Source organism: Pseudomonas sp. BJa3, assembly GCF_026343815.1.
Lineage (GTDB): Bacteria > Pseudomonadota > Gammaproteobacteria > Pseudomonadales > Pseudomonadaceae > Aquipseudomonas > Aquipseudomonas soli.
Genome location: NZ_JAOXMC010000003.1, coordinates 286,238 through 305,323 on the forward strand (window position 1 = coordinate 286,238; position 19,086 = coordinate 305,323).

Consider the following 19,086-nt stretch of genomic DNA (forward strand, 5'->3'; position numbering starts at 1 on the left):
CTGGGAGCGGCGCTGCGCCGCTCCCAGGCTTGAGGGCTTTCAGCTCAATGGGTCTGCGGCACGATGATACTCGCCGGTGCCTCGGCCGCCCGACGGCGCGCCACGCAGTAGTACAGCACGCTGGGTACCACCAAACCGATCAGCCACGACACGTCCACGCCGCCCAGTTGCGCGACCATGGGCCCGGTGTACAGCTTGGTGTCGATGAACGGCATCTGCACCAGCACGCCGAAGGTGTACACGCCGATGCCTGGCCAGTTCCAGCGCCTGTAGCGGCCATCCGGGTCGGCCAGTGCCGGGATGTCATAGCGTTCCTTGGTGATGAAGTAGTAGTCCACCAGGTTCACCGCGCTCCAGGGCACGAAGAAGGTCAGCAGGAACAGGATGAACGACTTGAACGCGCTGAGGAACGAGTGCTGCCCGAGCAGCGCGACCAGGGTCGCCGCGCCGACGATGCCGAGCACGAACACCAGGCGCTGCACGCGGCTGATCTGCAGGTGGCCACGAAAGCCGCTGATGATCGTGGCGATGCACATGAAGCTGCCGTAGCTGTTGAGGGTCGAGATGGTCACCTTGCCGAATGCGATGCAGAAGTACAGCAGCGCCGCCGTGGTACCGGCACCGCCCAGGCCGACGATATAGGCCACCTCGCGGCCGGAGAACTGGCCACCGGCGATGGCCGCGGCGAACACGCCGAGGATCATCGAGGCCTGGGCGCCGAGCACCGAGCCCAGGCCGGCGGCGAGGAAGGTCTTGAGTGGCGAGGTGTGGCTGGGCAGGTAGCGCGAGTAGTCGGCCACGTAAGGGCCGAAGGCGATCTGCCAGGAGGCGGCCAGCGACACCGCGAGCAGGAAGCTGGCCCAGCTGAAGTGGCGGTTGTCGAGCAACTGGCCGATATCGGCCAGCATCAGGATGCGGCTGAACAGGTAGACGAAGGCGATGATCCCCAGCACGCTGGCCACCCGGCCGATCCAGTGGATCACCCGGTAGCCGGCCAGGGTCGCCAGCACGATCACCCCGGCGAAGATGAGGATGCCGGCGCTGTCGCTGATGCTCAGCAACTGGCCGATGGCCTGGCCGGACAGTACCGTGCCGGTAGCAGTGAAGCCCAGGTACATCAGGCACACCAGGGCCATGGGGATGGCCGCGCCGTAAACGCCGAACTGCACACGGCTGGAAATCATCTGCGGCAGCCCCAGGCGCGGACCCTGGGCGGCATGCAGGGCCATCACCGCGCCGCCGACCAGTTGCCCGAGCAAAAGGCCGATCAACGACCAGAACACGTCGCCGCCCAGCACCACGGCCAGGGCGCCGGTGACGATCGCGGTAATCTGCAGGTTGGCTCCCAGCCACAGGGTGAATTGGCTGTAGACGCGTCCATGGCGCTCAGACTCGGGGATGTAGTCGATCGAGCGGCGCTCGATCACGGGTTTGCTGGACATCGGGAGGCTCCGCTTCGTTGTTTTTGTGAAAGGCGGCGGCTATCGGCGGGACGCAGGGCGGATGGCCGAAGCCCGATATGATCATGTATATACAAGTCTGGTCAAGTGAAGCTTGCACAGGGTGATCGCGTGCTTTCTCCGGCCATCACAGCCGACTGTTACACAAGGCTGCTACGCAACTGTGCTGGTCCGCGGCGGCGTGATGCCCGTATGCTGTAACCAAATATGTCTATAACAAGCCTGAAGAAGGAATGCCTGCAATGCCACTCAAGGACCTGCTGATCGCCCTGGTGGTGATCATCGCCTGGGGCGTCAACTTCGTGATCATCAAGGTGGGGCTCGACGGCCTGCCGCCGATGCTGCTCGGAGCCCTGCGTTTCCTGCTGGTGGCCTTCCCGGCGGTGTTCCTGATCAAGCGCCCGAACCTGCCGTGGCGCTGGCTGATCGCCTATGGCGCGACCATTTCCCTGGGCCAGTTCGCCTTCCTCTTCCAGGCCATGGCCAGTGGCATGCCGCCTGGGCTGGCCTCGCTGGTGCTGCAGTCCCAGGCGTTCTTCACCCTGGGCTTCGCGGCCATGTTTCTCGGCGAGCGGCTGCGCCTGGCCAGTGTGCTCGGCCTGCTGGTGGCCGCCGGGGGCCTGGCGGTGATCGGTAGCGAGGACAGCGGCCACGTGCCGCTGGTGGCGCTGCTGCTGACCCTGTGCGGCGGCGCCATGTGGGGGATGGGCAACATCATCACCCGGCGTTTCGGCCAGGTGGACCTGGTCGCCCTGGTGATCTGGGGCGGGCTGATTCCGCCGCTGCCGTTCCTGGCACTGTCGTGGTGGCTGGAAGGCCCCGAGCGCATTGGCCATGCCCTGGCCAACATCGGCTGGAGTTCGGTGCTGGCCCTGGCGTACCTGGCGTTCGTCGCCACCATGGTCGGCTACAGCCTGTGGAGCAAACTGTTGTCGCGCCACCCGGCGGGCAAGGTGGCGCCGTTCTCGCTGCTGGTGCCGGTGGTGGGCCTGAGCTCCGCGGCACTGCTGCTGGGCGAGCGCCTGAGCGAGGCGCAAGGCTGGGGGGCGCTGCTGGTGATGCTGGGCCTGTTGATCAACGTGTTCGGGCCACGACTGGGGATGCGCCTGCGCACCGCCAGCGCCGGGCGCACCTGAGCGGCGCTCATACCAGCAAGGCCGACCAGGCCGACACCAGCAGCAACCCCGCCAGACCCTGGTTGAACAGGCGCAAGGCCCGCGACGAGCGCAACCAGCGTGCGCTGCCGATGCCCATCAATGCCCAGGCGGTCATGCTGGGTAGGGCGACCAGCAGGAACACCAGGGCCAGCCAGCCCATCGGCAGTGCCGGGGTGGCGAACAGGCCGACCATCGCCACCGCCGTCACCCATACCTTGGGGTTGACCACCTGCAGGGTCGCCGCGCTCAGTGGGCCAAGGCCACTGTCGTTGCCCGCCAGCAAGGGGGCGCAGGCGCTGCGCAGCATCTTCCAGGCCAGCCAGCTGAGCCACAGGGCGCCGGCCCAGCTCATGGCCAACTGCGCCAGGGGGTAGCGCAGCAGCAACGCGCCGAGCCCCATTCCCACCAGCCACACCACCGCCGCCGCCGCGCAGCAGGCCGCCACGATCGGTGCCAGGCTGGCGCGCAAACCGCGCCGGGCACCGTGGGCGAGGATCAACAGGTTGGTCGGCCCGGGGCTGATGCTGGCGGCCAGGGCAAACAGGATGAAGGGCAACAGCGAGTGCGACATGGTCATGGCTCCGTGTGATCGAGGCACCATGGTCGCGGCCAGCGCGGCTTCAGTCTGGAAGGTTTGAGCAGCGCTTGCGGTAGTCCGCCGGGGTCAGCCGGTAGGCGCGGCGGAACCAGCGGCCCAGGTGGCTCTGGTCGGCAAAGCCCAGGGCGGTGGCGACGCTGGCCGGCGTTTCGCCCAGGGCCAGCAGCCGCCGCGCGCGGGCCAGGCGCAGCTGGATCAGGTAGGCATGCGGCGCCAGGCCGAAGGCTGCCTTGAACGCCCGGGTCAGGCGGAAACGGTCGACGCCGCAGACCTGTGCCAGCTCGGCCAGGCCGATGTCCTGGTCCAGGTGCGCATGCAGATAGTCGCGGGCGACCTGGGCGCACAGCGGCAGGCGTGGATCTGGGTCCAGGCGTTTGCGCCAGTGCAGGTGGCCTGTGAGGCAGCTCAGCAGATCGTCCAGGGCGGTCTGGCGGACGATGCGCAGGACGCTGTAGTGCACCGTCTCGAAGGCCCGGGCGGTGGCGCCGGCCAGGCGCGGATCCTGGTGCAGCAGGGTGCCGAAGCTGGGCAGGGCGCCTGAGGGGGCCTGCTCGAACAGGGCGCGCAGTTCGGTTTCCAGCCAGTTGGCGTCCAGGTACAGGGTCGAATAGGTGAAGCCTTCCACGGTTGGCGCATGGCCGTCGTGCAGGTCGCCAGGCTCGAGCACGAACACCTGGCCGGGCGTGCTGCAATGGCGTTCGCGGCGGCAGTTGAACTGCTGCACGCCCTGTTCGGTCACCCCGACCAGGAAGCTGTCGTGCCAGTGCGGGTCGTAGGCGTGGCCGGTAAAATGGGCGCGGACCGACTCGATGCCGGTGTCGGCGTCCTGTCTGAGATCGATCCAGTTGCTCATGGAGGCGGGCCGTGTGGGTGGTCGATGGATGACCTTAGCGCACAAACGGCCCAGGTGTTTAGAACGATTGTGCAGCCTTCAGCGCTGGGCTAGTGCCAGGTTGAGGCCAAGCCCGGCGAATGAGGCGGCGAAGCCGCGGCGCAACCAGGCCTGCACCTTCGGCGAGTCGATCACGGCGCGGCGGAACAGGTGGGCGAGCAGGCCATAGAGGACGAAGACGACGAAGGTCATGGCCATGAACACCGCGCTGAGGCTGAGCATCTGCACGGTCGCGGAGCCGGCCTGCGGGACGATGAACTGCGGCAGGAAGGCGAGGAAGAAAAGCGTCAGCTTGGGGTTGAGGATATTCAGCAGGCAGGCTTTGATCACCAGTTGGCTGGCGGCGGCGGGGGTGGCGTGCGCGTCCACGGCGAAGGCCGCACGGTCGCGCCAGGTGGCGCAGGCCAGGTACAGCAGGTAGGCGACGCCGGCGAACTTGAGGCCCTGGAAGGCCAGGGCGCTGGTGTGCAGCAGCGCCGAGAGCCCCAGCACCGAGGCCAGCAAGTGCGGGACGATGCCCAGGGTGCAGCCGGTGGCGGTCCACAGGCAGGCGCGTCGCCCGGCCACCAGGGCGCTCGATACGGTGAGGATGACCCCGCTGCCGGGGATCAGCACGATGATCAGCGCGGTGACGAGAAATTCCAGGCTCGGCATGAATGACAGCTCCTTGCGGTCGGGGGTGGATGCACTATACGCCCGGCGACAACGGCTGCAACATGTCGTCCGGGCGCAGCGCGGCGAAACGCTCGCGCAGCCACAGGTGCAACTGGGCCACGGCGGGGGTGAGCTGCTTGCGGTGCGGGCACACCAGGGTCACCGGGGTCAGCTCGCCGGGGTATTCGGGCAGCAGCAGCTCCAGCTCGCCGGCGGCGACATCGGCGCTGACATCCAGCCACGACTTGTAGACGATGCCTTCGCCTTCCAGCGCCCAGCGCCGCACCACGTCGGCATCGTCACTGAACAGCGGCCCGCGCACCTGCACGGTGCGGTTGCCCAGGCGCCATTTGTCGTACACCCGGCTTTGCTGCAGGTATAGCAGGCAGTCGTGTTGCTGCAGGTCCTCGGGGGTCAGCGGGCGGCCATGGCGCGCCAGGTAGTCCGGGGAGGCCGCCAGGACCCGGCGGTTCCACGGCGCCAGGGGCAGGGCGATGTAGTTGGCGTCCTCGTTCTGGCCGTAGCGGATGGCGACATCCACCGGATCGCGATACAGGTCGGCCAACTGGTCGGAGAGGAAGAAGCGCAGGCCCAACCCCGGATGCTCGCGGCGAAATGCACTGAGCCAGGGCCGCAGCAGGTTGCGGCCCATGTCCGAGGGCGCCGCCACCTGCAACACGCCGCGCAGGCAGCTGTGGCTGCCATGCAGGTCCTCGCGGCCCTGGCGCAGGGCATCGATCACGCGCTGGGCGGTGGGCAGGTACAGCTCGCCTTCGGCGGTCAGGCGCAGGCTGCGGGTGGTGCGGGCGAACAGGCGCACATCGAGCTCGCGCTCCAGGCGCTTGATCGCCGCGGCCACCTGGCCGGGCAGCAGGTCGGCCTCGTGGGCCGCGGCGGTGAAGCTGCCCAGGGCGCTGGCACGGGCGAACAGTTCGAGGTCGTTGATGCGCAGCATTTTCACTCCAGGGATGAAAGTGTTGCTGCATTGTGCTGGTTTTTCTTTGCGGTCGGGAAGATAAGATGCCATTCATTCACGAACCCTTGAGGAATTGCCCTAGATGGACACCGTTGCCCTCGCCAAACGCCGTTACACCACCAAGGCCTACGACGCCAGCCGCAAAATCCCCCAGGCCACCATCGACGCGTTGCTCGAGCAGTTGCGCCACAGCCCGTCCTCGGTCAATTCGCAGCCCTGGCACTTCGTCGTGGCCGACAGCGCCGAAGGCAAGGCGCGCCTGGCCAAGGCCACCGATGCTCGATTCGCCTACAACAGCCCGAAGCTGCGCGATGCCTCCCATGTGATCGTGTTCGCCGCCCGCACCAACATGACCGAAGCTCACCTGCAGGCAGTGCTGGCGCAGGAAGCCGCCGATGGCCGCTTCCGTAACGAGCAGGCCCGCGAAGTCCAGGACCAGACCCGCCGCAGTTATGTCGACCTGCACCGCCATGACTTCAAGGACCTGCAGCACTGGATGGAGAAGCAGGTCTACCTGGCCCTGGGCACCGCGCTGCTGGGCGCCGCCGCCCACGGCCTGGACGCCACGCCGATCGAAGGCTTCGACGCCAAGGCCCTGGACGCCGAACTGGGCCTGCGCGAGCAGGGCTACACCAGCGTGGTGCTGCTGAGCCTGGGCTATCGCAGCGAGGAGGATTTCAATGCCGGTCTGAGCAAGTCGCGGTTGGCGGCGGGGCAGGTATTTACCTTCCTGTGAGTATCGGTAGTGGCGCTTGACCTGGGTCAGCCCTGAATCAGCGGCCCCAGGCGTTCGGCCAGGGCCTGGACCATCGCGCTCACCTTGGGCAGGTGTCCGCGGTTGCGGCGCCAGGCCAGGTTGATCGGCAATCCTTCCATCGCGTACGCCGGCAGTATCTGTTGCAGCGTCCCGTCATCGAGCTGGCGCTGCACCAGCCAGGTCGGCAACTGGGCGATGCCGTGCCCGGCGCTGACAGCTAGCGCCTGGCCTTCGGCATCGCCGATGGCCAGGCGCCCGGGCATGCCGCGCAGCTGCGTCAGGCCCGGGCGGGCGCCGGCAAAGTGCAGGGCCGGTGTGCTGCCGTCTGCGCAGGCATAGAGCACGCAGCCCTGGGCCTGCAGTTGCTGCAGGTCTTGGGGCGTGCCGTGGCGAGCCAGATAAGCGGGGGCGGCGCAGAACACCAGGCGCTGGCTGCCCAGGTAACGGTGCTCGATGCCTGGCTGCCAGGTTTGTGGTCCGCCGATGCGCACGACAATGTCGATGGCGTCCTCGACCAGGTCGACGAAGCGATCGGAGAGGGTGATGTGCGGTTGCAGCCGTGGATGCCGCGCAGCGAAGTCGAGTACGGCAGGGAGGCCGTGCAGACGGCCGAAGGTAGCTGGCAGGTCGATGCGCAGCTTGCCGCAGGGCGTATGGTGTTCATCGTTGAGGGCCAGCTCGGCTTCCTCGATGTCCGCCAGCACGCGGGTGCACGCGCGGTAGTAGTCGGCGCCGCTGTCGGTCAGGGCCAGGCGCCGGGTGGTGCGTTCGAACAGGCGCACCTGCAGGCGTTTCTCCAGGCGCGCGACGCCCTTGCTCACGGCGGAACTGGTGAGGTTCATGCGTTCGGCGGCGGCGATGAAGCTGCCAGCGTTGGCCACGCTGACGAAGAAGTCGATGTCCTTGAGGCGTTCCGAGGCAGACATGGCGAGGTCTTTTATTAATGAATCTGATTCACTTGATAAAGGAATAACTACCAGCAATAGGAACTAAATTCCAGATTAAGCTGACCTTCCATTCAACCAGGATTGCAGCGGATGTCCACTTCCAGCCTGACCCACGCCACCCTCACGCGCCCAGCGCCGCGTACGGGGTTATCCATCGGCCTCTTCGCCATCGGCGGCTTCGCGGTGCTGACCACCGAATTTCTGATTCTCGGGCTGCTGCCGGCGCTGGCCCGCGACCTTGGCCTTTCGGTTGCGGGTGCGGGCCAGTTGGTCACGCTGTTCGCCGTGACCGTGATGTTGTTCGGGCCGCCGCTCACCGCCTGGCTGTCGGCAGTGCCGCGCAAGGGACTGTTCATCGCCATCCTGCTGGTGTTCGCCGCGTCCAACGCGCTGTCGGCGCTGGCGCCGAACATCTGGGTGCTGGCATTGGCACGCTTTATCGCCGCGCTGGCCTTGCCGGTGTATTGGGGCACCGCCAGCGAAAGCGCCGGGCAATTGGCCGGGGCGGGGCGCGAGGGCTGGGCGGTGTCACGGGTGTACCTGGGCATCACCGCCGCATTCGTCTTCGGCATTCCACTGGGCACGCTGGCCGCCGGGCTGGTCGGCTGGCGTGGCAGTTTCGCGTTGCTCGCCGGGCTGTGCCTGCTGGTGGCGCTGTTGATGTGGGCGTGGCTGCCGACTGTGCCGGCGGCACCCGCCCGTGCGCCGGGGGAGCGGCAGACGGTGATCCTCAAGGACCGCCGCTTCATCGCCCATGTGCTGCTCTCGGCGCTGGTGTTCACCGCCATGTTCACTGCCTACACCTACCTGGCCGAGACGCTTGAACAGCTGGCCGCCGTGCCGGCCGGCGAAGTGGGCTGGTGGCTGATGGGCTTCGGCGTGGTCGGCATGCTCGGCAACGGCCTGGCCGGGCGCATTGTTGATCGGAGCCCGCTGCGGGCGACCTTGCTGCTGTTGGCGATGCTGGCGCTGGGCATGGGCGCGGTCACCCCGTTGCTCGGCACTGCATGGCTGCTGGGGGGCGCGCTGGTGCTGTGGGGCATCGCCTACACCGCGCTGTTCCCGGTCTGTCAGGTGCGGGTGATGCAGGCCGGCGCCAAGGCCCAGGCCCTGGCCGGGACCTTGAACGTGTCGGCGGCCAATGCCGGTATCGCCGCCGGTGCGGCGTTGGGCGGCGCGTCGATCCAGGTCCTGGGCCTGGGCGCCCTGGGCTACGTGGCATGCGGGTTCGCCGTGCTGGCGATGATCGCCACCCTGGCCATGCTGGCGAGCGAGTGAGGCCTACACCGCCCGGGTGTTGAGCAGGCGCACGCCCAGGCCGATGAACAGCGCGCCGCTGGCGCGCTTGAACCAGGCCGCCAGGGGCGAAGCCTTCAGGCGCAGGCCGAAGCGCCAGGCGGTGAAGCAGTAGAAGGAGTGCACCAGGCAGACGATCAGCGAGCCGCTCAGGTACATGGCCGCGAACTGGCCGAAGATCGGCCGCCCAGGCTCGAGGAACTGCGGCAGGAAGGCGCAGAAGAACACCAGGGTCTTGGGGTTGCTCGCCGAGACCAGGAAGGCTTCCACGGCGATCCGCCATTGCGTCTGGGGCGGCGTCGCTACCACCTGCGCCGTCGGCGCGGTGGGGGCGCCTTTGCCCAGCAACTGGCGCAGGCCGAGGTAGATCAGGTAAGCGGCGCCGGCCAGCTTCAGCGCCAGGAACGCCGTGGGCAAAGAGATCAGCAGGGCGCCCACGCCCATGGCCACGGCGGTGATCGTCAGCAGTTGCGCGGTGAGGTTGCCGAACAGGGTCATGCCCATGCCGGACGGGCCGTAGCGCAAGGCGTTGCGCACGGTGAGCAGGACATTCGGGCCGGGGAGCAGCGAGGTGAGCAGGTAGGCGAAGGAGAAGGTCAACCAGAGGTGCAGGGCCATGGAGCGCGTCCTTTGCGCTGGGAAAAACACACAATGCCAGTAATCGGCGCGGACCGCCATTGGGCACCGCTGAGGGAGCGGCTTGCCCGCTCCCAGAGAAGTTGCCCAGGCCGGTTCAGCGTGCCAGGCGCCCGCTGACGAAGTGGGCGACATCGTTGAAGCCCGGGGTCGAGGCATGGCCGGGCGTCACCAGCGAATCGATGAAGGCCTCATCCTCCGCCGTGACCTTGACCTCCAACGCACCGGCATAGGTGTCCCACTGCGCCTCGGTGCGCGGCCCGACGATGGCCGAGCTGACCAGGCGGTTGTTCAGCACCCAGGCGATGGCGAACTCGACGATGCCCACGCCCTTGGCCTCGGTATAGGCATGGATCTTCTGGGCGATGGCCAGCGATTCCTGGCGCCATTCCACTTCCATGATGCGCTTGTCCTGGCGACCGGCACGGCTGCCTTCGTCGGGGGTGGAGCCTGGCGCGTACTTGCCGCTGAGCACGCCACGGGCCAGCGGGCTGAACGGCACCACGCCCAGGCCATGGTAGGCGGCGGCGGTGAGTTGTTCGGGCTCGGCCTGGCGGTTGACGATGTTGTACAGCGGCTGGCTGACCACCGGCTTGGCCACGCCGAGCCTGTGCGCCACGTTGCAGATCTCGGCGATGCGCCAGCCACGGAAGTTGGACACGCCCCAGTAGCGGATCTTGCCTTGCGCCAGCAGGTCGCCGATGGCGCGCACCGTCTCTTCCAGCGGTACCGAATGGTCCTCGCGGTGCAGGTAGTAGATGTCCAGATAGTCGGTGCCCATGCGCGTGAGGGTGGCCTCGATGGCATTGAACAGGTGTTTGCGCGACAGGCCGCTGCGGTTCGGCAGGCCATCGACCGGGCCATAGCCGGCCTTGGAGGCGATGATCCACTCGTGACGGTTGCGCGCCACCGCTTCGCCGACGATTTCCTCGGAGCGGCCGCCATTGTAGACATCGGCGGTGTCGACGAAGTTGATGCCCTGGTCCCAGGCCTTGTCGATGATGCGCAGCGAGTCTTCGGTGCTGGTCTGTTCACCGAACATCATGCTGCCGAGCGTCAGGGCCGAGACTTGCAGGCCGGAGTGGCCAAGGGGGCGGTAGATCATTGCGAGTCATCCTTTCCTTACAGTGTGGGTGAACTTGTTTTACACAGTTCACCCCGGTATTGAAAGCTCGCGGTGGCGAAGGCAGGGCGTGTACTCAGCGCGTCGGCAGGCCGAGCAGTTCGCGCCTTGTCTCCAAGGCAATGGTTGCATAACCCTTGCCGGTACCCCGGTTGCGCAACCCGTGGTCATGCTGGGCCGTCACGTCCTCCCAGCACTCGACGGACAGCAGGTGGCAGTAGCTACTGTCGGTTTCGATCTCGAAGTCTATGAAGCGTTCGGTATCGGTCAACAGACTGCCCGTCAGGCTGGCCATGCCGGGGAAGTCGAACTCAAGGTCCAGCAGCAAGGAGCGTGCCCAGTCGATCCCGTGGTTCTCGGCGACGCCCAGCAGAGCAGGCGGTATCTCACGGGTGAGCCAGGGCCTTGCCGACTCTCTGATGCGATGGGCAGTGAGCAGGTTCTGTTCCTGTACGTTGAGTTGTCGCTTCCTGAGCAGTCGCTGGATATTCGGGGAGCTCGAGTTCATCCGTCGACCCCGCCGCAGCAGAGAGCCTGTAGAAATTCCTGTTCGCCGTCTGCCTGCCACCAAGGGATGCGAACCTGGCCGCCTTGTTGCTGAAGTTGGCGCAGGAGCGACAGCAGGGCGTCGATTCGAGGCGCATCCCAGTCGGGCCCCATGCAATAGTCCAGTGTCAGGACGTGCTCACAGACCATCACGCCCAGGTCAGGGAGGGGCTGGCCATCGATGTCGATGCCCTGCGCCAGTACATGAAACGGTTCGACGACACCGTCGCTGACACGCGAGGCATCCTGTGGGCCGGTAAAGGGTATTTCGCGCCCGCTTGTCTTGTCCCACAAGCAACCGCGCTCCACCCTGGCACCGAGGGTGAACAGGCGTGTGAATGCGCTCGGCATGTCGGCGCTTACGGCAAAGTGGAGCTCGATTTCCGGCAGTGTCCCGTCGTCCTGGCTGAAGTAGTCTGCCAAAGGGTGTACTTGTGGCGTCTCTACCAGCGCCGGGGTGCTGGCGAGGAGGTGGGCCTGGTTTTTGTGCCGGTCCAGTTGCACTGGGTCAATCTCCATGCGATGAGGCGAGTCTGCGGCGTACTGTACGGTGAGGACCGTATCGGTGCCACTGCCGGGTCAACGCCAGGTCTCAATCCGGCCAGGCATCGATCAGCTCACGCGCCTCGCGGCTCGACAGCGGCCGCTTCATGCGCTGCGACAGCACGGCCATGGCCCGTGAACAGCCCTTGGCGATCACCGCCTCGACCTGGTCGTCCAGGCACTGCAGGGCGATGAAGTCGCCCTGTTCCGGCGAGCCGACGTACTCGATGCGGTTCCAGCCGCTGGCATGCCCGAGCACTTCGTAGGTGCGCCCGTGCTGGTAGGTCCAGAAGAACGGCACGTCGTCGTAGCGGCGCCGCTCGCCGAGCATGTTGGCGGCGGCGATCACGCCGTGTTGCTGGGCCAGGCGCCAATGCTCGATGCGCACCGGGCGGCCGGCCAGGGGGAAGGTGGCGACATCGCCGGCCGCCCACAGGCCGTCGGCGGCCTGCAGGTGCGCGTCCACCGTGAGCGAATGGTCTTCGGCCAGGGCCAGGCCCTGGACGAAACGGGTGGCCGGGGTGACGCCGGTGCCCAGCAGCACCAGCGCGGTTTCCAGGCGCTCGCCATTGGCCAGCAGCACGGCCTCGACGCGCTCGTGGCCGTCGAAGCCGATCACCTCGGTCGGCCCGTGGAACTGCACACCCTTGCGCTCATGCAGCTCGCGCAGGGTCTGGCCGATGCGCTCGCCCAACTGCCTGGCCAGCGGGATGGCGTGGCGTGTGACCACATGCACCTGCAGGCCGTACTTGAGCAGGGCGCTGGCGGCCTCCAGGCCGATGAAACCGTCGCCGACGATCACCACCGGCTGGCCCGGCTCGGCCAGGTCGAGCAACTGCGCGGCATCGGTGCGCGAGCGCAGTACGCAGATGCCGGGCAGTTGCACGCCGGGGAGCTGGGGGCGGTTGGGCTTGCCGCCGGTGGCCAGCAGGGCGGCGTCGTATTTCAACTGCTGGCCGTCGGCCAGGCTGATCATGCGCTTGCCGGCATCCAGCGCGCGTACCTTGCCGTGAATGCGCTGCAGCTGGCCTTGGCGCAGGTCGACTGGCGCGAGTAGTGAGGACACTTCGTCCACCGGCATTTGCCCGGCGATGACGAACTTGCTCAGGGCCGTGCGATCGTAAGCGTTCGGCTGTTCCTGGTCGATCCACAACAGGCGGCCGGCAAAGCCATGGTCGAGCAAGGTGGCGATGGCGGCGGCCCCGGCGGCGCCGGCGCCCACCACGACAAAGGTGCGCGCGTCGCTGTGGCGCGGCGCTTCAGCCTCGGGTAGTGGCTGCTCGTCCACCCATACCTGGCCGTCCCTGACCTGCACGGCATGCCGGCGCAGACCGGCCAGCGCCGGCGGCTCGCACACCGCGCCGTCGTCCACGGCGAAGGCGGCCTTGTGCCAGGGGCAGATCAGCAACCCACCACAGACCGCGCCTTGTTCCAGTGGCGCGCCCTCATGCGGGCAGTTGGCCTGGTAGGCACGCACCCGCTCGCCCTGGCGTACCAGGACGATTTCTTCGGTACCAACCTGAACGCGCAGGGGACGGAGTTGTTCAAGCTGGTCGAGGCTAGCCACGGCATGGAAGGTCATGGGGATCTCCTCACGGGTTGTGTTCATTTGACGCCTGCACTGGGTGCGGGCTGCGCTCAGCCGACGATTGGACGGTAATCACAATATTTCACAAAAACTTCAAATGAGACTAAATTGACTCAAATCGAATGTGTAAGTACCATTCGCGCCAATTCTAGTTAACGGCTCGGGTGAGTTAATGAGCAATTTGCGTGCAATAGGGATGGTCAGCTGGCTGGCAGTGGCGGTAGCACTGGCCGGCTGCGGAGCTGCTGAAGAACAGCAGGCCGCGACTGAAACGGCATTTCCGGTGGAGACCGTGACGCTGGCCAGCGAACAGCTGGCCCTGGCCTCGACCCTGCCGGGCCGGGTCGAACCGATGCGTGTGGCCGAGGTGCGTGCCCGGGTCGCCGGCATTGTCCTGCACAAACGTTTCGAGGAAGGCGCCGACGTCAAGGCTGGGGATGTGTTGTTCCAGATCGATCCGGCACCGTTCAAGGCTGCCCTGGCGCGTGTCGAGGCCGACCTTGCGCGGGCCCAGGCGGTGCAGCAGGAGGCCCAGGCACGGGTCAAGCGCTATGAGCCGCTGGTCAAGATCGAGGCGGTCAGCCAGCAGGACTTCGACAGCGCCAGCGCCGAGCTGCGCAGCGCCCAGGCGGCCGTGCGCTCGGCCCAGGCCGACGTGCAGACCGCGCGCCTTAACCTGGGCTATGCCACGGTCACCGCGCCGATCTCCGGCCGCATCGGCCGCGCCTTGGCCACCGAAGGCGCCCTGGTCGGGCAGGGGGAGGCCACCTTGATGGCGCGCATCCAGCAGCTCGATCCGATCTACGTCGACTTCACCCAGTCCGCCGCCGAAGCCCTGCGTCTGCGTCAGGCCCTCAAGGACGGCGCGCTCGGCGCTGGCGACGACAAGGCGCTGACCGCCCAGGTGGAAGGCACCGACTACCAGCGCCAGGGCGCGCTGATGTTCACCGACGTGGCGGTCGACCGTGGCACCGGCCAGGTCACCTTGCGCGGTCGCTTCGACAATGCCGACGGCATCCTGCTGCCGGGCATGTACGTGCGCGTGCGCACCCCGCAGGGTACCGACCAGCAGGCCATCCTGGTGCCGCAGCGCGCGGTGCAGCGCGGCAGCGATGGCGAGGCGCGGGTGCTGGTGGTCGGCACCGGCAACCTGGCCGAGGCGCGCAGCGTGCGCACCGGCGGGATGCATGGCTCGCGCTGGCAGATCACCGAGGGCCTGCGCGCCGGTGACCAGGTCATCGTCGGCGGCCCGGCCGGCCTTGCCCCGGGCATGCCGGTGCAGCCGGCCCAGGCGCAACAGGCCGCGGCACACTAAGGCGAGGGTAGCGAGATGTCCAAGTTCTTCATCAATCGGCCGAACTTCGCCTGGGTCGTGGCGCTGTTCATATCCCTGGCCGGTTTGCTGGTGATCCCGGCGTTGCCGGTGGCCCAGTATCCCAGCGTGGCGCCGCCACAGATTTCCATCAATGCCGTCTACCCGGGCGCGTCCGCCAAGGTGATGGTCGAGTCGGTGACCAGCATCATCGAGGAGTCGCTCAACGGCGCCAAGGGCCTGCTGTACTACGAGTCCACCAACAACTCCAACGGCGTGGCCGAGGTGATGGTGACGTTCCAGCCCGGCACCGACCCGGACATGGCCCAGGTCGATGTGCAGAACCGCCTGAAGAAGGCCGAGGCGCGCATGCCCCAGGCGGTACTGACCCAGGGTCTGAAGGTCGAGCAGGCCAGTTCCGGCTTCCTGCTGATGTACGCCCTGACCAGCGCCACCGGTGGCCGTGACGACGTCACGAGCCTGGCCGACTATGCCGCGCGCAACATCAACAACGAGCTGCTGCGCGTACCCGGCGTGGGCAAGTTGCAGTTCTTCGCCTCCGAGGCGGCGATGCGGGTCTGGGTCGATCCGCAGAAGCTGGTGGGCTACGGCCTGTCCATCGACGACATCGGCAACGCCATTCGTGGCCAGAACGTTCAGGTACCCGCCGGCAGTTTCGGCAGCACGCCTGGAGCCAGCGAGCAGGAACTGACCGCGACCTTGGCCGTGCAGGGCACCCTGGAAACCCCCGAGGCCTTCGCCGGCATCGTCCTGCGCGCCAACCCGGACGGCTCCAGCGTGCGCCTTGGCGATGTCGCGCGCCTGGCCATCGGCAGCGAGAACTACAATCTCTCGGCGCGCCTGGACGGCAAGCCCGCCGTGGTCGCCGCTGTGCAGCTGGCGCCTGGCGCCAACGCCATCGAAACCGCGACCCTGGTCAAGGAGCGCCTGGCCGAGCTGTCGCAGTTCTTCCCCGACGGCGTCGAATACTCGGTGCCCTACGACACCTCGCGCTTCGTCGACGTGGCCATCGAGAAGGTGATCCACACCCTGATCGAGGCCATGGTGCTGGTGTTCCTGGTGATGTTCCTGTTCCTGCAGAACGTGCGCTACACCCTGATTCCGTCGATCGTGGTGCCGGTGTGCCTGCTGGGAACGCTGATGGTCATGAAGCTGCTGGGTTTCTCGGTGAACATGATGACCATGTTCGGCATGGTGCTGGCCATCGGTATCCTGGTGGACGACGCCATCGTCGTGGTGGAGAACGTCGAGCGCTTGATGAGCGAGGAAGGGCTGTCGCCGGCGGAAGCCACCATCAAGGCGATGGGGCAGGTTTCCGGGGCGATCATTGGTATCACCATGGTGCTGGCGGCGGTGTTCCTGCCGTTGGCGTTCATGTCCGGTTCGGTCGGGGTGATCTACCAGCAGTTCTCCGTGTCGCTGGCGGTGTCGATCCTGTTCTCCGGCTTCCTGGCCCTGACCTTCACCCCGGCGCTGTGCGCCACGCTGCTCAAGCCTGTGGCCCATGGGCACCACGAGAAGGGCGGTTTCTTCGGTGCCTTCAACCGCGGCTTCGCCCGTGTGACCGAGCGCTATTCGCTGATGAACAGTGCACTGGTGGCCCGTGCCGGGCGCTGGATGCTCGCCTATGTCGGCATCCTGGTGGTGCTGGGTTATTCCTACCTGCGCGTCCCGGAGGCCTTCGTGCCCGCTGAGGACCTCGGCTACGGCATCGTCGACGTACAACTACCGCCTGGCGCCAGCCGGGTGCGCACTGACCATACCGCCGAAGCGCTCGAGCAGTTCCTGATGTCTCGCGAGGCAGTGGCCAACTCGATCGTGGTGACCGGTTTCAGTTTCTCGGGCCAGGGAGAGAATGCCGCGCTGGCTTTCCCGACCTACAAGGACTGGTCGCAACGTGGCAAGGGCCAATCGGCGGCAGACGAAATCGTCGCGACCAACGAGCGCTTCGCGGCCAACGGCGACGGTGCCATCACCGCGGTCATGCCGCCGCCGATCGACGGCCTGGGCAACTCCGGCGGTTTCGCCCTGCGCTTGATGGACCGGGGCGGCCTGGGGCGTGAAGCGCTGCTGGCGGCCCGTGACCAGTTGCTGGCTCGAGCCAACGGCAACCCGGTGTTCCTGTACGCGATGATGGAAGGCCTGGCAGAAGCACCACAGTTGCGCGTCCAGATCGACCGCGACAAGGCACGCGCCCTGGGGGTGAACTTCGAGTCGATCAACAGCACGCTGGCCACCGCCTTCGGTTCGGCGGTGATCAACGACTTCACCAATGCCGGGCGCCAGCAGCGTGTGGTGGTGCAGGCCGAGCAGGGCGAGCGCATGACCCCGGAAAGCGTGCTGCGCCTGTACGCACCTAACGCCCGCGGCGAGCAAGTGCCGTTCAGTGCCTTCGCCACCACCCAGTGGGAGGAAGGGCCGGTGCAACTGGTGCGCTACAACGGCTACCCGTCGATCCGTATCGCCGGCGACGCCGCACCCGGCTACAGCACTGGCCAGGCGATGGCAGAGATGGAGCGCCTGGTCGGCGAGTTGCAACCCGGCATTGGCTATGCCTGGACCGGCCTGTCCTACCAGGAGAAGGTCTCCAGTGGCCAGGCCGCCGGCTTGTTCGCCCTGGCCATCCTGGTGGTGTTCCTGCTGCTGGTGGCGCTGTACGAGAGCTGGGCGATCCCGCTGACGGTGATGCTGATCGTGCCGATCGGCGCCTTGGGCGCGGTCTGGGCGGTACTGCTCACCGGCATGCCCAACGATGTGTACTTCAAGGTCGGCCTGATCACCATCATCGGCCTTGCGGCGAAGAACGCCATCCTGATCGTCGAGTTCGCCAAGGAACTGTGGGAGAAGGGTTACAGCTTGAGCGACGCCGCCATTGAAGCCGCGCGCCTGCGTTTCCGCCCGATCGTGATGACCTCCATGGCCTTCATCCTCGGCGTGGTGCCCCTGGCCATCGCCACTGGCGCCGGCGCGGCCAGCCAGCGCGCCATCGGTACCGGGGTGATTGGCGGCATGCTCAGCGCCACCTTGCTGGGGGTGGTGTTCGTGCCGATCTGTTTCGTCTGGGTGCTCAAGCTGCTCAAGCGCAAGCCGGCCCCTGTGCAACACGCTGTCGAGGTAAGGAAGTGATGGTCATGGGTAAATGTGCACTCCCGTTCGCGCTGGCCGTTACCCTGGTCGGCTGCTCCCTGGCACCGACCTACCAGCGCCCGGAGGCGCCGGTGGCGGCTGCCTGGGGCGATGCCGCCGGCCATCATGGCAAGTCGGTGGAGCAGCTGGACTGGCAGGCGTTCATCGTCGATCCGGCCTTGCGTCAACTGGTCACCACGGCACTGGACAACAACCGCTCCCTGCGTCAGACCCTGCTCGACATCGAGCAGGCCCGAGCGCAATACCGTATCCAGCGGGCCGATCGGGTACCAGGCCTGAACGCCGGTGCCTCCGGTAACCGCCAGCACCTGCCGGCGGACCTGTCGAACAACGGCAGGGAAGGGGTCAGCAGCAGTTACCAGGTGGGGCTGTCGCTGCCAGAGTACGAAGTGGACCTGTTCGGTCGGGTCAAGAGCCTGAGCGATGCGGCGCTGGAGCAGTACCTGGCCACCGAGGAAGTCGGCCGTGCCGCGCGCATCGCGCTGATCGCTGATGTCAGCCAGGCCTACCTGACCCTGGACGGTGCCGAACGGCGCCTGACGCTGACTCGCCAGACCCTGGCCAGCCGCGAGGACTCGTTGGCCCTGGTCGGCCAGCGGCGCGCCGCTGGCACGGCCACGGCGCTGGACCACCAGGAGGCGCTGGGGCTGGTCGAGCAGTCACGGGCCGAGCTCGAAGGTATCGTGCGCGAGCAGCGCCAGGCCTACAACGCCCTGGCGCTGCTGCTGGGCAGCGCCGAGGCGGCCAAGGCGATTCCCGCCGAGCGGATGCAGGCGCCGATGGTCCTGCAGGACATCGCCCCAGGCGCGCCGTCGGCGCTGATCGAGCGCCGCCCGGACATCCTGGCCGCCGAGCACCGGCTGCGGGCGCGCAATGCCGATATCGGCGCGGCGCGGGCGGCGTTCTTCCCGCGGATCAGCCTGACCGGCAGTTTCGGCACTTCCAGCGCGCAGATGTCCGGGCTGTTCGACGGCGGCTCGCGTAGCTGGACGTTCATGCCGCAACTGTCGCTGCCGCTGTTCGACGCCGGGCGCAACAAGGCCGGCCTGAGCCTGGCCGAGGCGCGCAAGGATTCGGCGGTGGCCGCTTACGAAGGCACGATCCAGAGCGCCTTCCGCGAAGTGGCCGACGCCCTGGCCGCCACCGATACCTTGCGCCGCGAGGAAGCCGCGCGGCGCGCCCTGGCCGACACCAGCCGGGCGACCGTGGCGCTGGCCAAGGCGCGCTATGAGGGCGGGGTGGACAACCACCTGCGCTACCTGGACGCGCAGCGCAACGGCTATGTCAACGAAGCGGCGTTCATCCAGGCCAGCACCCAGCGCCAGCTGGCACTGGTCGATCTGTTCCGTGCCTTGGGCGGTGGCTGGCCGGCCCAAGGTTGAAATGCCTCCTTTGGTTGGGAAGTCCAACCGCTTGGCCCCAGGTGTCCCTGC

The 19,086-nt window shown here is 67.1% G+C and carries 17 protein-coding genes; 6 read left to right on the top strand and 11 right to left on the bottom strand.

Going from position 1 to position 19,086, the window contains the following annotated elements; genetic code table 11:
• Positions 1 to 44: 44 nt before the first annotated feature.
• A complete protein-coding gene (locus tag OH705_RS04920) occupies positions 45 to 1,442 on the bottom strand; it encodes a purine-cytosine permease family protein (RefSeq protein ID WP_267301199.1) in 1,398 nt (465 codons plus the stop codon).
• Between the two features lie 260 nt (positions 1,443 to 1,702).
• Here OH705_RS04920 and OH705_RS04925 point away from each other — a divergent pair, with 260 nt between their 5' ends.
• Positions 1,703 to 2,596 (top strand): EamA family transporter, encoded by an 894-nt coding sequence (locus OH705_RS04925; RefSeq protein ID WP_267301201.1) that lies wholly within the window; start codon positions 1,703 to 1,705, stop codon positions 2,594 to 2,596.
• A gap of 7 nt (positions 2,597 to 2,603) precedes the next feature.
• Here OH705_RS04925 and OH705_RS04930 read toward each other — a convergent pair whose 3' ends face one another.
• From OH705_RS04930 to OH705_RS04945, 4 genes are all read right to left on the bottom strand, one after another.
• Positions 2,604 to 3,188, bottom strand: coding sequence for a LysE family translocator (locus tag OH705_RS04930; RefSeq protein WP_094011416.1), 585 nt, complete (start codon positions 3,186 to 3,188; stop codon positions 2,604 to 2,606).
• A 49-nt stretch (positions 3,189 to 3,237) separates the two neighbouring features.
• The gene (locus OH705_RS04935; RefSeq protein WP_267301203.1) at positions 3,238 to 4,068 is read right to left on the bottom strand and encodes an AraC family transcriptional regulator; all 831 of its coding nucleotides are present in this window, start codon (positions 4,066 to 4,068) and stop codon (positions 3,238 to 3,240) included.
• A 78-nt stretch (positions 4,069 to 4,146) separates the two neighbouring features.
• A complete protein-coding gene (locus OH705_RS04940; protein ID WP_267301205.1) occupies positions 4,147 to 4,761 on the bottom strand; it encodes a LysE family translocator in 615 nt (204 codons plus the stop codon).
• 34 nt (positions 4,762 to 4,795) lie between these two features.
• Positions 4,796 to 5,716, bottom strand: coding sequence for a LysR family transcriptional regulator (locus OH705_RS04945; protein ID WP_102682842.1), 921 nt, complete (start codon positions 5,714 to 5,716; stop codon positions 4,796 to 4,798).
• Between the two features lie 103 nt (positions 5,717 to 5,819).
• Between OH705_RS04945 and nfsB the strand changes: the two genes are divergently transcribed.
• Entirely contained in the window at positions 5,820 to 6,473 is a 654-nt protein-coding gene (gene nfsB, locus OH705_RS04950) for an oxygen-insensitive NAD(P)H nitroreductase (protein ID WP_267301208.1), read from the top strand.
• A 26-nt stretch (positions 6,474 to 6,499) separates the two neighbouring features.
• Here nfsB and OH705_RS04955 read toward each other — a convergent pair whose 3' ends face one another.
• A complete protein-coding gene (locus tag OH705_RS04955) occupies positions 6,500 to 7,420 on the bottom strand; it encodes a LysR family transcriptional regulator (RefSeq protein WP_094011419.1) in 921 nt (306 codons plus the stop codon).
• Between the two features lie 111 nt (positions 7,421 to 7,531).
• On the opposite strand from OH705_RS04955, the gene OH705_RS04960 reads away from it, so the two are divergent.
• On the top strand, positions 7,532 to 8,719 hold the full coding sequence (locus OH705_RS04960) for an MFS transporter (RefSeq protein ID WP_094011420.1): 1,188 nt from the start codon (positions 7,532 to 7,534) through the stop codon (positions 8,717 to 8,719).
• Between the two features lie 3 nt (positions 8,720 to 8,722).
• Here OH705_RS04960 and OH705_RS04965 read toward each other — a convergent pair whose 3' ends face one another.
• The 5 genes from OH705_RS04965 to OH705_RS04985 form a co-directional block, all read right to left on the bottom strand.
• Positions 8,723 to 9,355 (bottom strand): LysE family translocator, encoded by a 633-nt coding sequence (locus tag OH705_RS04965; protein ID WP_038706358.1) that lies wholly within the window; start codon positions 9,353 to 9,355, stop codon positions 8,723 to 8,725.
• 115 nt (positions 9,356 to 9,470) lie between these two features.
• Positions 9,471 to 10,478 (bottom strand): aldo/keto reductase, encoded by a 1,008-nt coding sequence (locus OH705_RS04970; RefSeq protein ID WP_038706357.1) that lies wholly within the window; start codon positions 10,476 to 10,478, stop codon positions 9,471 to 9,473.
• A 94-nt stretch (positions 10,479 to 10,572) separates the two neighbouring features.
• Positions 10,573 to 11,004: a hypothetical protein gene (locus OH705_RS04975; protein ID WP_094011421.1), complete on the bottom strand. Its 432-nt coding sequence runs from the start codon at positions 11,002 to 11,004 to the stop codon at positions 10,573 to 10,575.
• Positions 11,001 to 11,546, bottom strand: a complete 546-nt coding sequence (locus OH705_RS04980; RefSeq protein WP_232888060.1) for a hypothetical protein — start codon at positions 11,544 to 11,546, stop codon at positions 11,001 to 11,003. The genes OH705_RS04975 and OH705_RS04980 overlap by 4 nt, the downstream gene beginning before the upstream one ends.
• Before the next feature lie 88 nt (positions 11,547 to 11,634).
• A complete protein-coding gene (locus OH705_RS04985; RefSeq protein WP_094011422.1) occupies positions 11,635 to 13,167 on the bottom strand; it encodes an apoptosis inducing factor family protein in 1,533 nt (510 codons plus the stop codon).
• Positions 13,168 to 13,345: 178 nt separating this feature from the next.
• Between OH705_RS04985 and OH705_RS04990 the strand changes: the two genes are divergently transcribed.
• The 3 genes from OH705_RS04990 to OH705_RS05000 are packed head-to-tail and all read left to right on the top strand — an operon-like array spanning position 13,346 to position 19,035.
• A complete protein-coding gene (locus tag OH705_RS04990) occupies positions 13,346 to 14,488 on the top strand; it encodes a MexC family multidrug efflux RND transporter periplasmic adaptor subunit (RefSeq protein WP_038706355.1) in 1,143 nt (380 codons plus the stop codon).
• A gap of 15 nt (positions 14,489 to 14,503) precedes the next feature.
• Positions 14,504 to 17,632, top strand: coding sequence for a multidrug efflux RND transporter permease subunit (locus OH705_RS04995; protein WP_267301210.1), 3,129 nt, complete (start codon positions 14,504 to 14,506; stop codon positions 17,630 to 17,632).
• Entirely contained in the window at positions 17,632 to 19,035 is a 1,404-nt protein-coding gene (locus tag OH705_RS05000) for an efflux transporter outer membrane subunit (protein ID WP_267301211.1), read from the top strand. Before OH705_RS04995 ends, OH705_RS05000 begins: the two co-directional genes overlap by 1 nt.
• Positions 19,036 to 19,086 lie beyond the last annotated feature (51 nt).

Excerpts from the sequence above, each read along its gene's own strand:
- OH705_RS04920 (WP_267301199.1), bottom strand. The coding sequence starts at position 1,442 with ATGTCCAGCAAACCCGTGATCGAGCGCCGCTCGATCGACTACATCCCC.
- OH705_RS04925 (WP_267301201.1), top strand. The coding sequence starts at position 1,703 with ATGCCACTCAAGGACCTGCTGATCGCCCTGGTGGTGATCATCGCCTGG.
- OH705_RS04930 (WP_094011416.1), bottom strand. The coding sequence starts at position 3,188 with ATGTCGCACTCGCTGTTGCCCTTCATCCTGTTTGCCCTGGCCGCCAGC.
- OH705_RS04935 (WP_267301203.1), bottom strand. The coding sequence starts at position 4,068 with ATGAGCAACTGGATCGATCTCAGACAGGACGCCGACACCGGCATCGAG.
- OH705_RS04940 (WP_267301205.1), bottom strand. The coding sequence starts at position 4,761 with ATGCCGAGCCTGGAATTTCTCGTCACCGCGCTGATCATCGTGCTGATC.
- OH705_RS04945 (WP_102682842.1), bottom strand. The coding sequence starts at position 5,716 with ATGCTGCGCATCAACGACCTCGAACTGTTCGCCCGTGCCAGCGCCCTG.
- nfsB (WP_267301208.1), top strand. The coding sequence starts at position 5,820 with ATGGACACCGTTGCCCTCGCCAAACGCCGTTACACCACCAAGGCCTAC.
- OH705_RS04955 (WP_094011419.1), bottom strand. The coding sequence starts at position 7,420 with ATGTCTGCCTCGGAACGCCTCAAGGACATCGACTTCTTCGTCAGCGTG.
- OH705_RS04960 (WP_094011420.1), top strand. The coding sequence starts at position 7,532 with ATGTCCACTTCCAGCCTGACCCACGCCACCCTCACGCGCCCAGCGCCG.
- OH705_RS04965 (WP_038706358.1), bottom strand. The coding sequence starts at position 9,355 with ATGGCCCTGCACCTCTGGTTGACCTTCTCCTTCGCCTACCTGCTCACC.
- OH705_RS04970 (WP_038706357.1), bottom strand. The coding sequence starts at position 10,478 with ATGATCTACCGCCCCCTTGGCCACTCCGGCCTGCAAGTCTCGGCCCTG.
- OH705_RS04975 (WP_094011421.1), bottom strand. The coding sequence starts at position 11,004 with ATGAACTCGAGCTCCCCGAATATCCAGCGACTGCTCAGGAAGCGACAA.
- OH705_RS04985 (WP_094011422.1), bottom strand. The coding sequence starts at position 13,167 with ATGACCTTCCATGCCGTGGCTAGCCTCGACCAGCTTGAACAACTCCGT.
- OH705_RS04990 (WP_038706355.1), top strand. The coding sequence starts at position 13,346 with ATGAGCAATTTGCGTGCAATAGGGATGGTCAGCTGGCTGGCAGTGGCG.
- OH705_RS04995 (WP_267301210.1), top strand. The coding sequence starts at position 14,504 with ATGTCCAAGTTCTTCATCAATCGGCCGAACTTCGCCTGGGTCGTGGCG.
- OH705_RS05000 (WP_267301211.1), top strand. The coding sequence starts at position 17,632 with ATGGTCATGGGTAAATGTGCACTCCCGTTCGCGCTGGCCGTTACCCTG.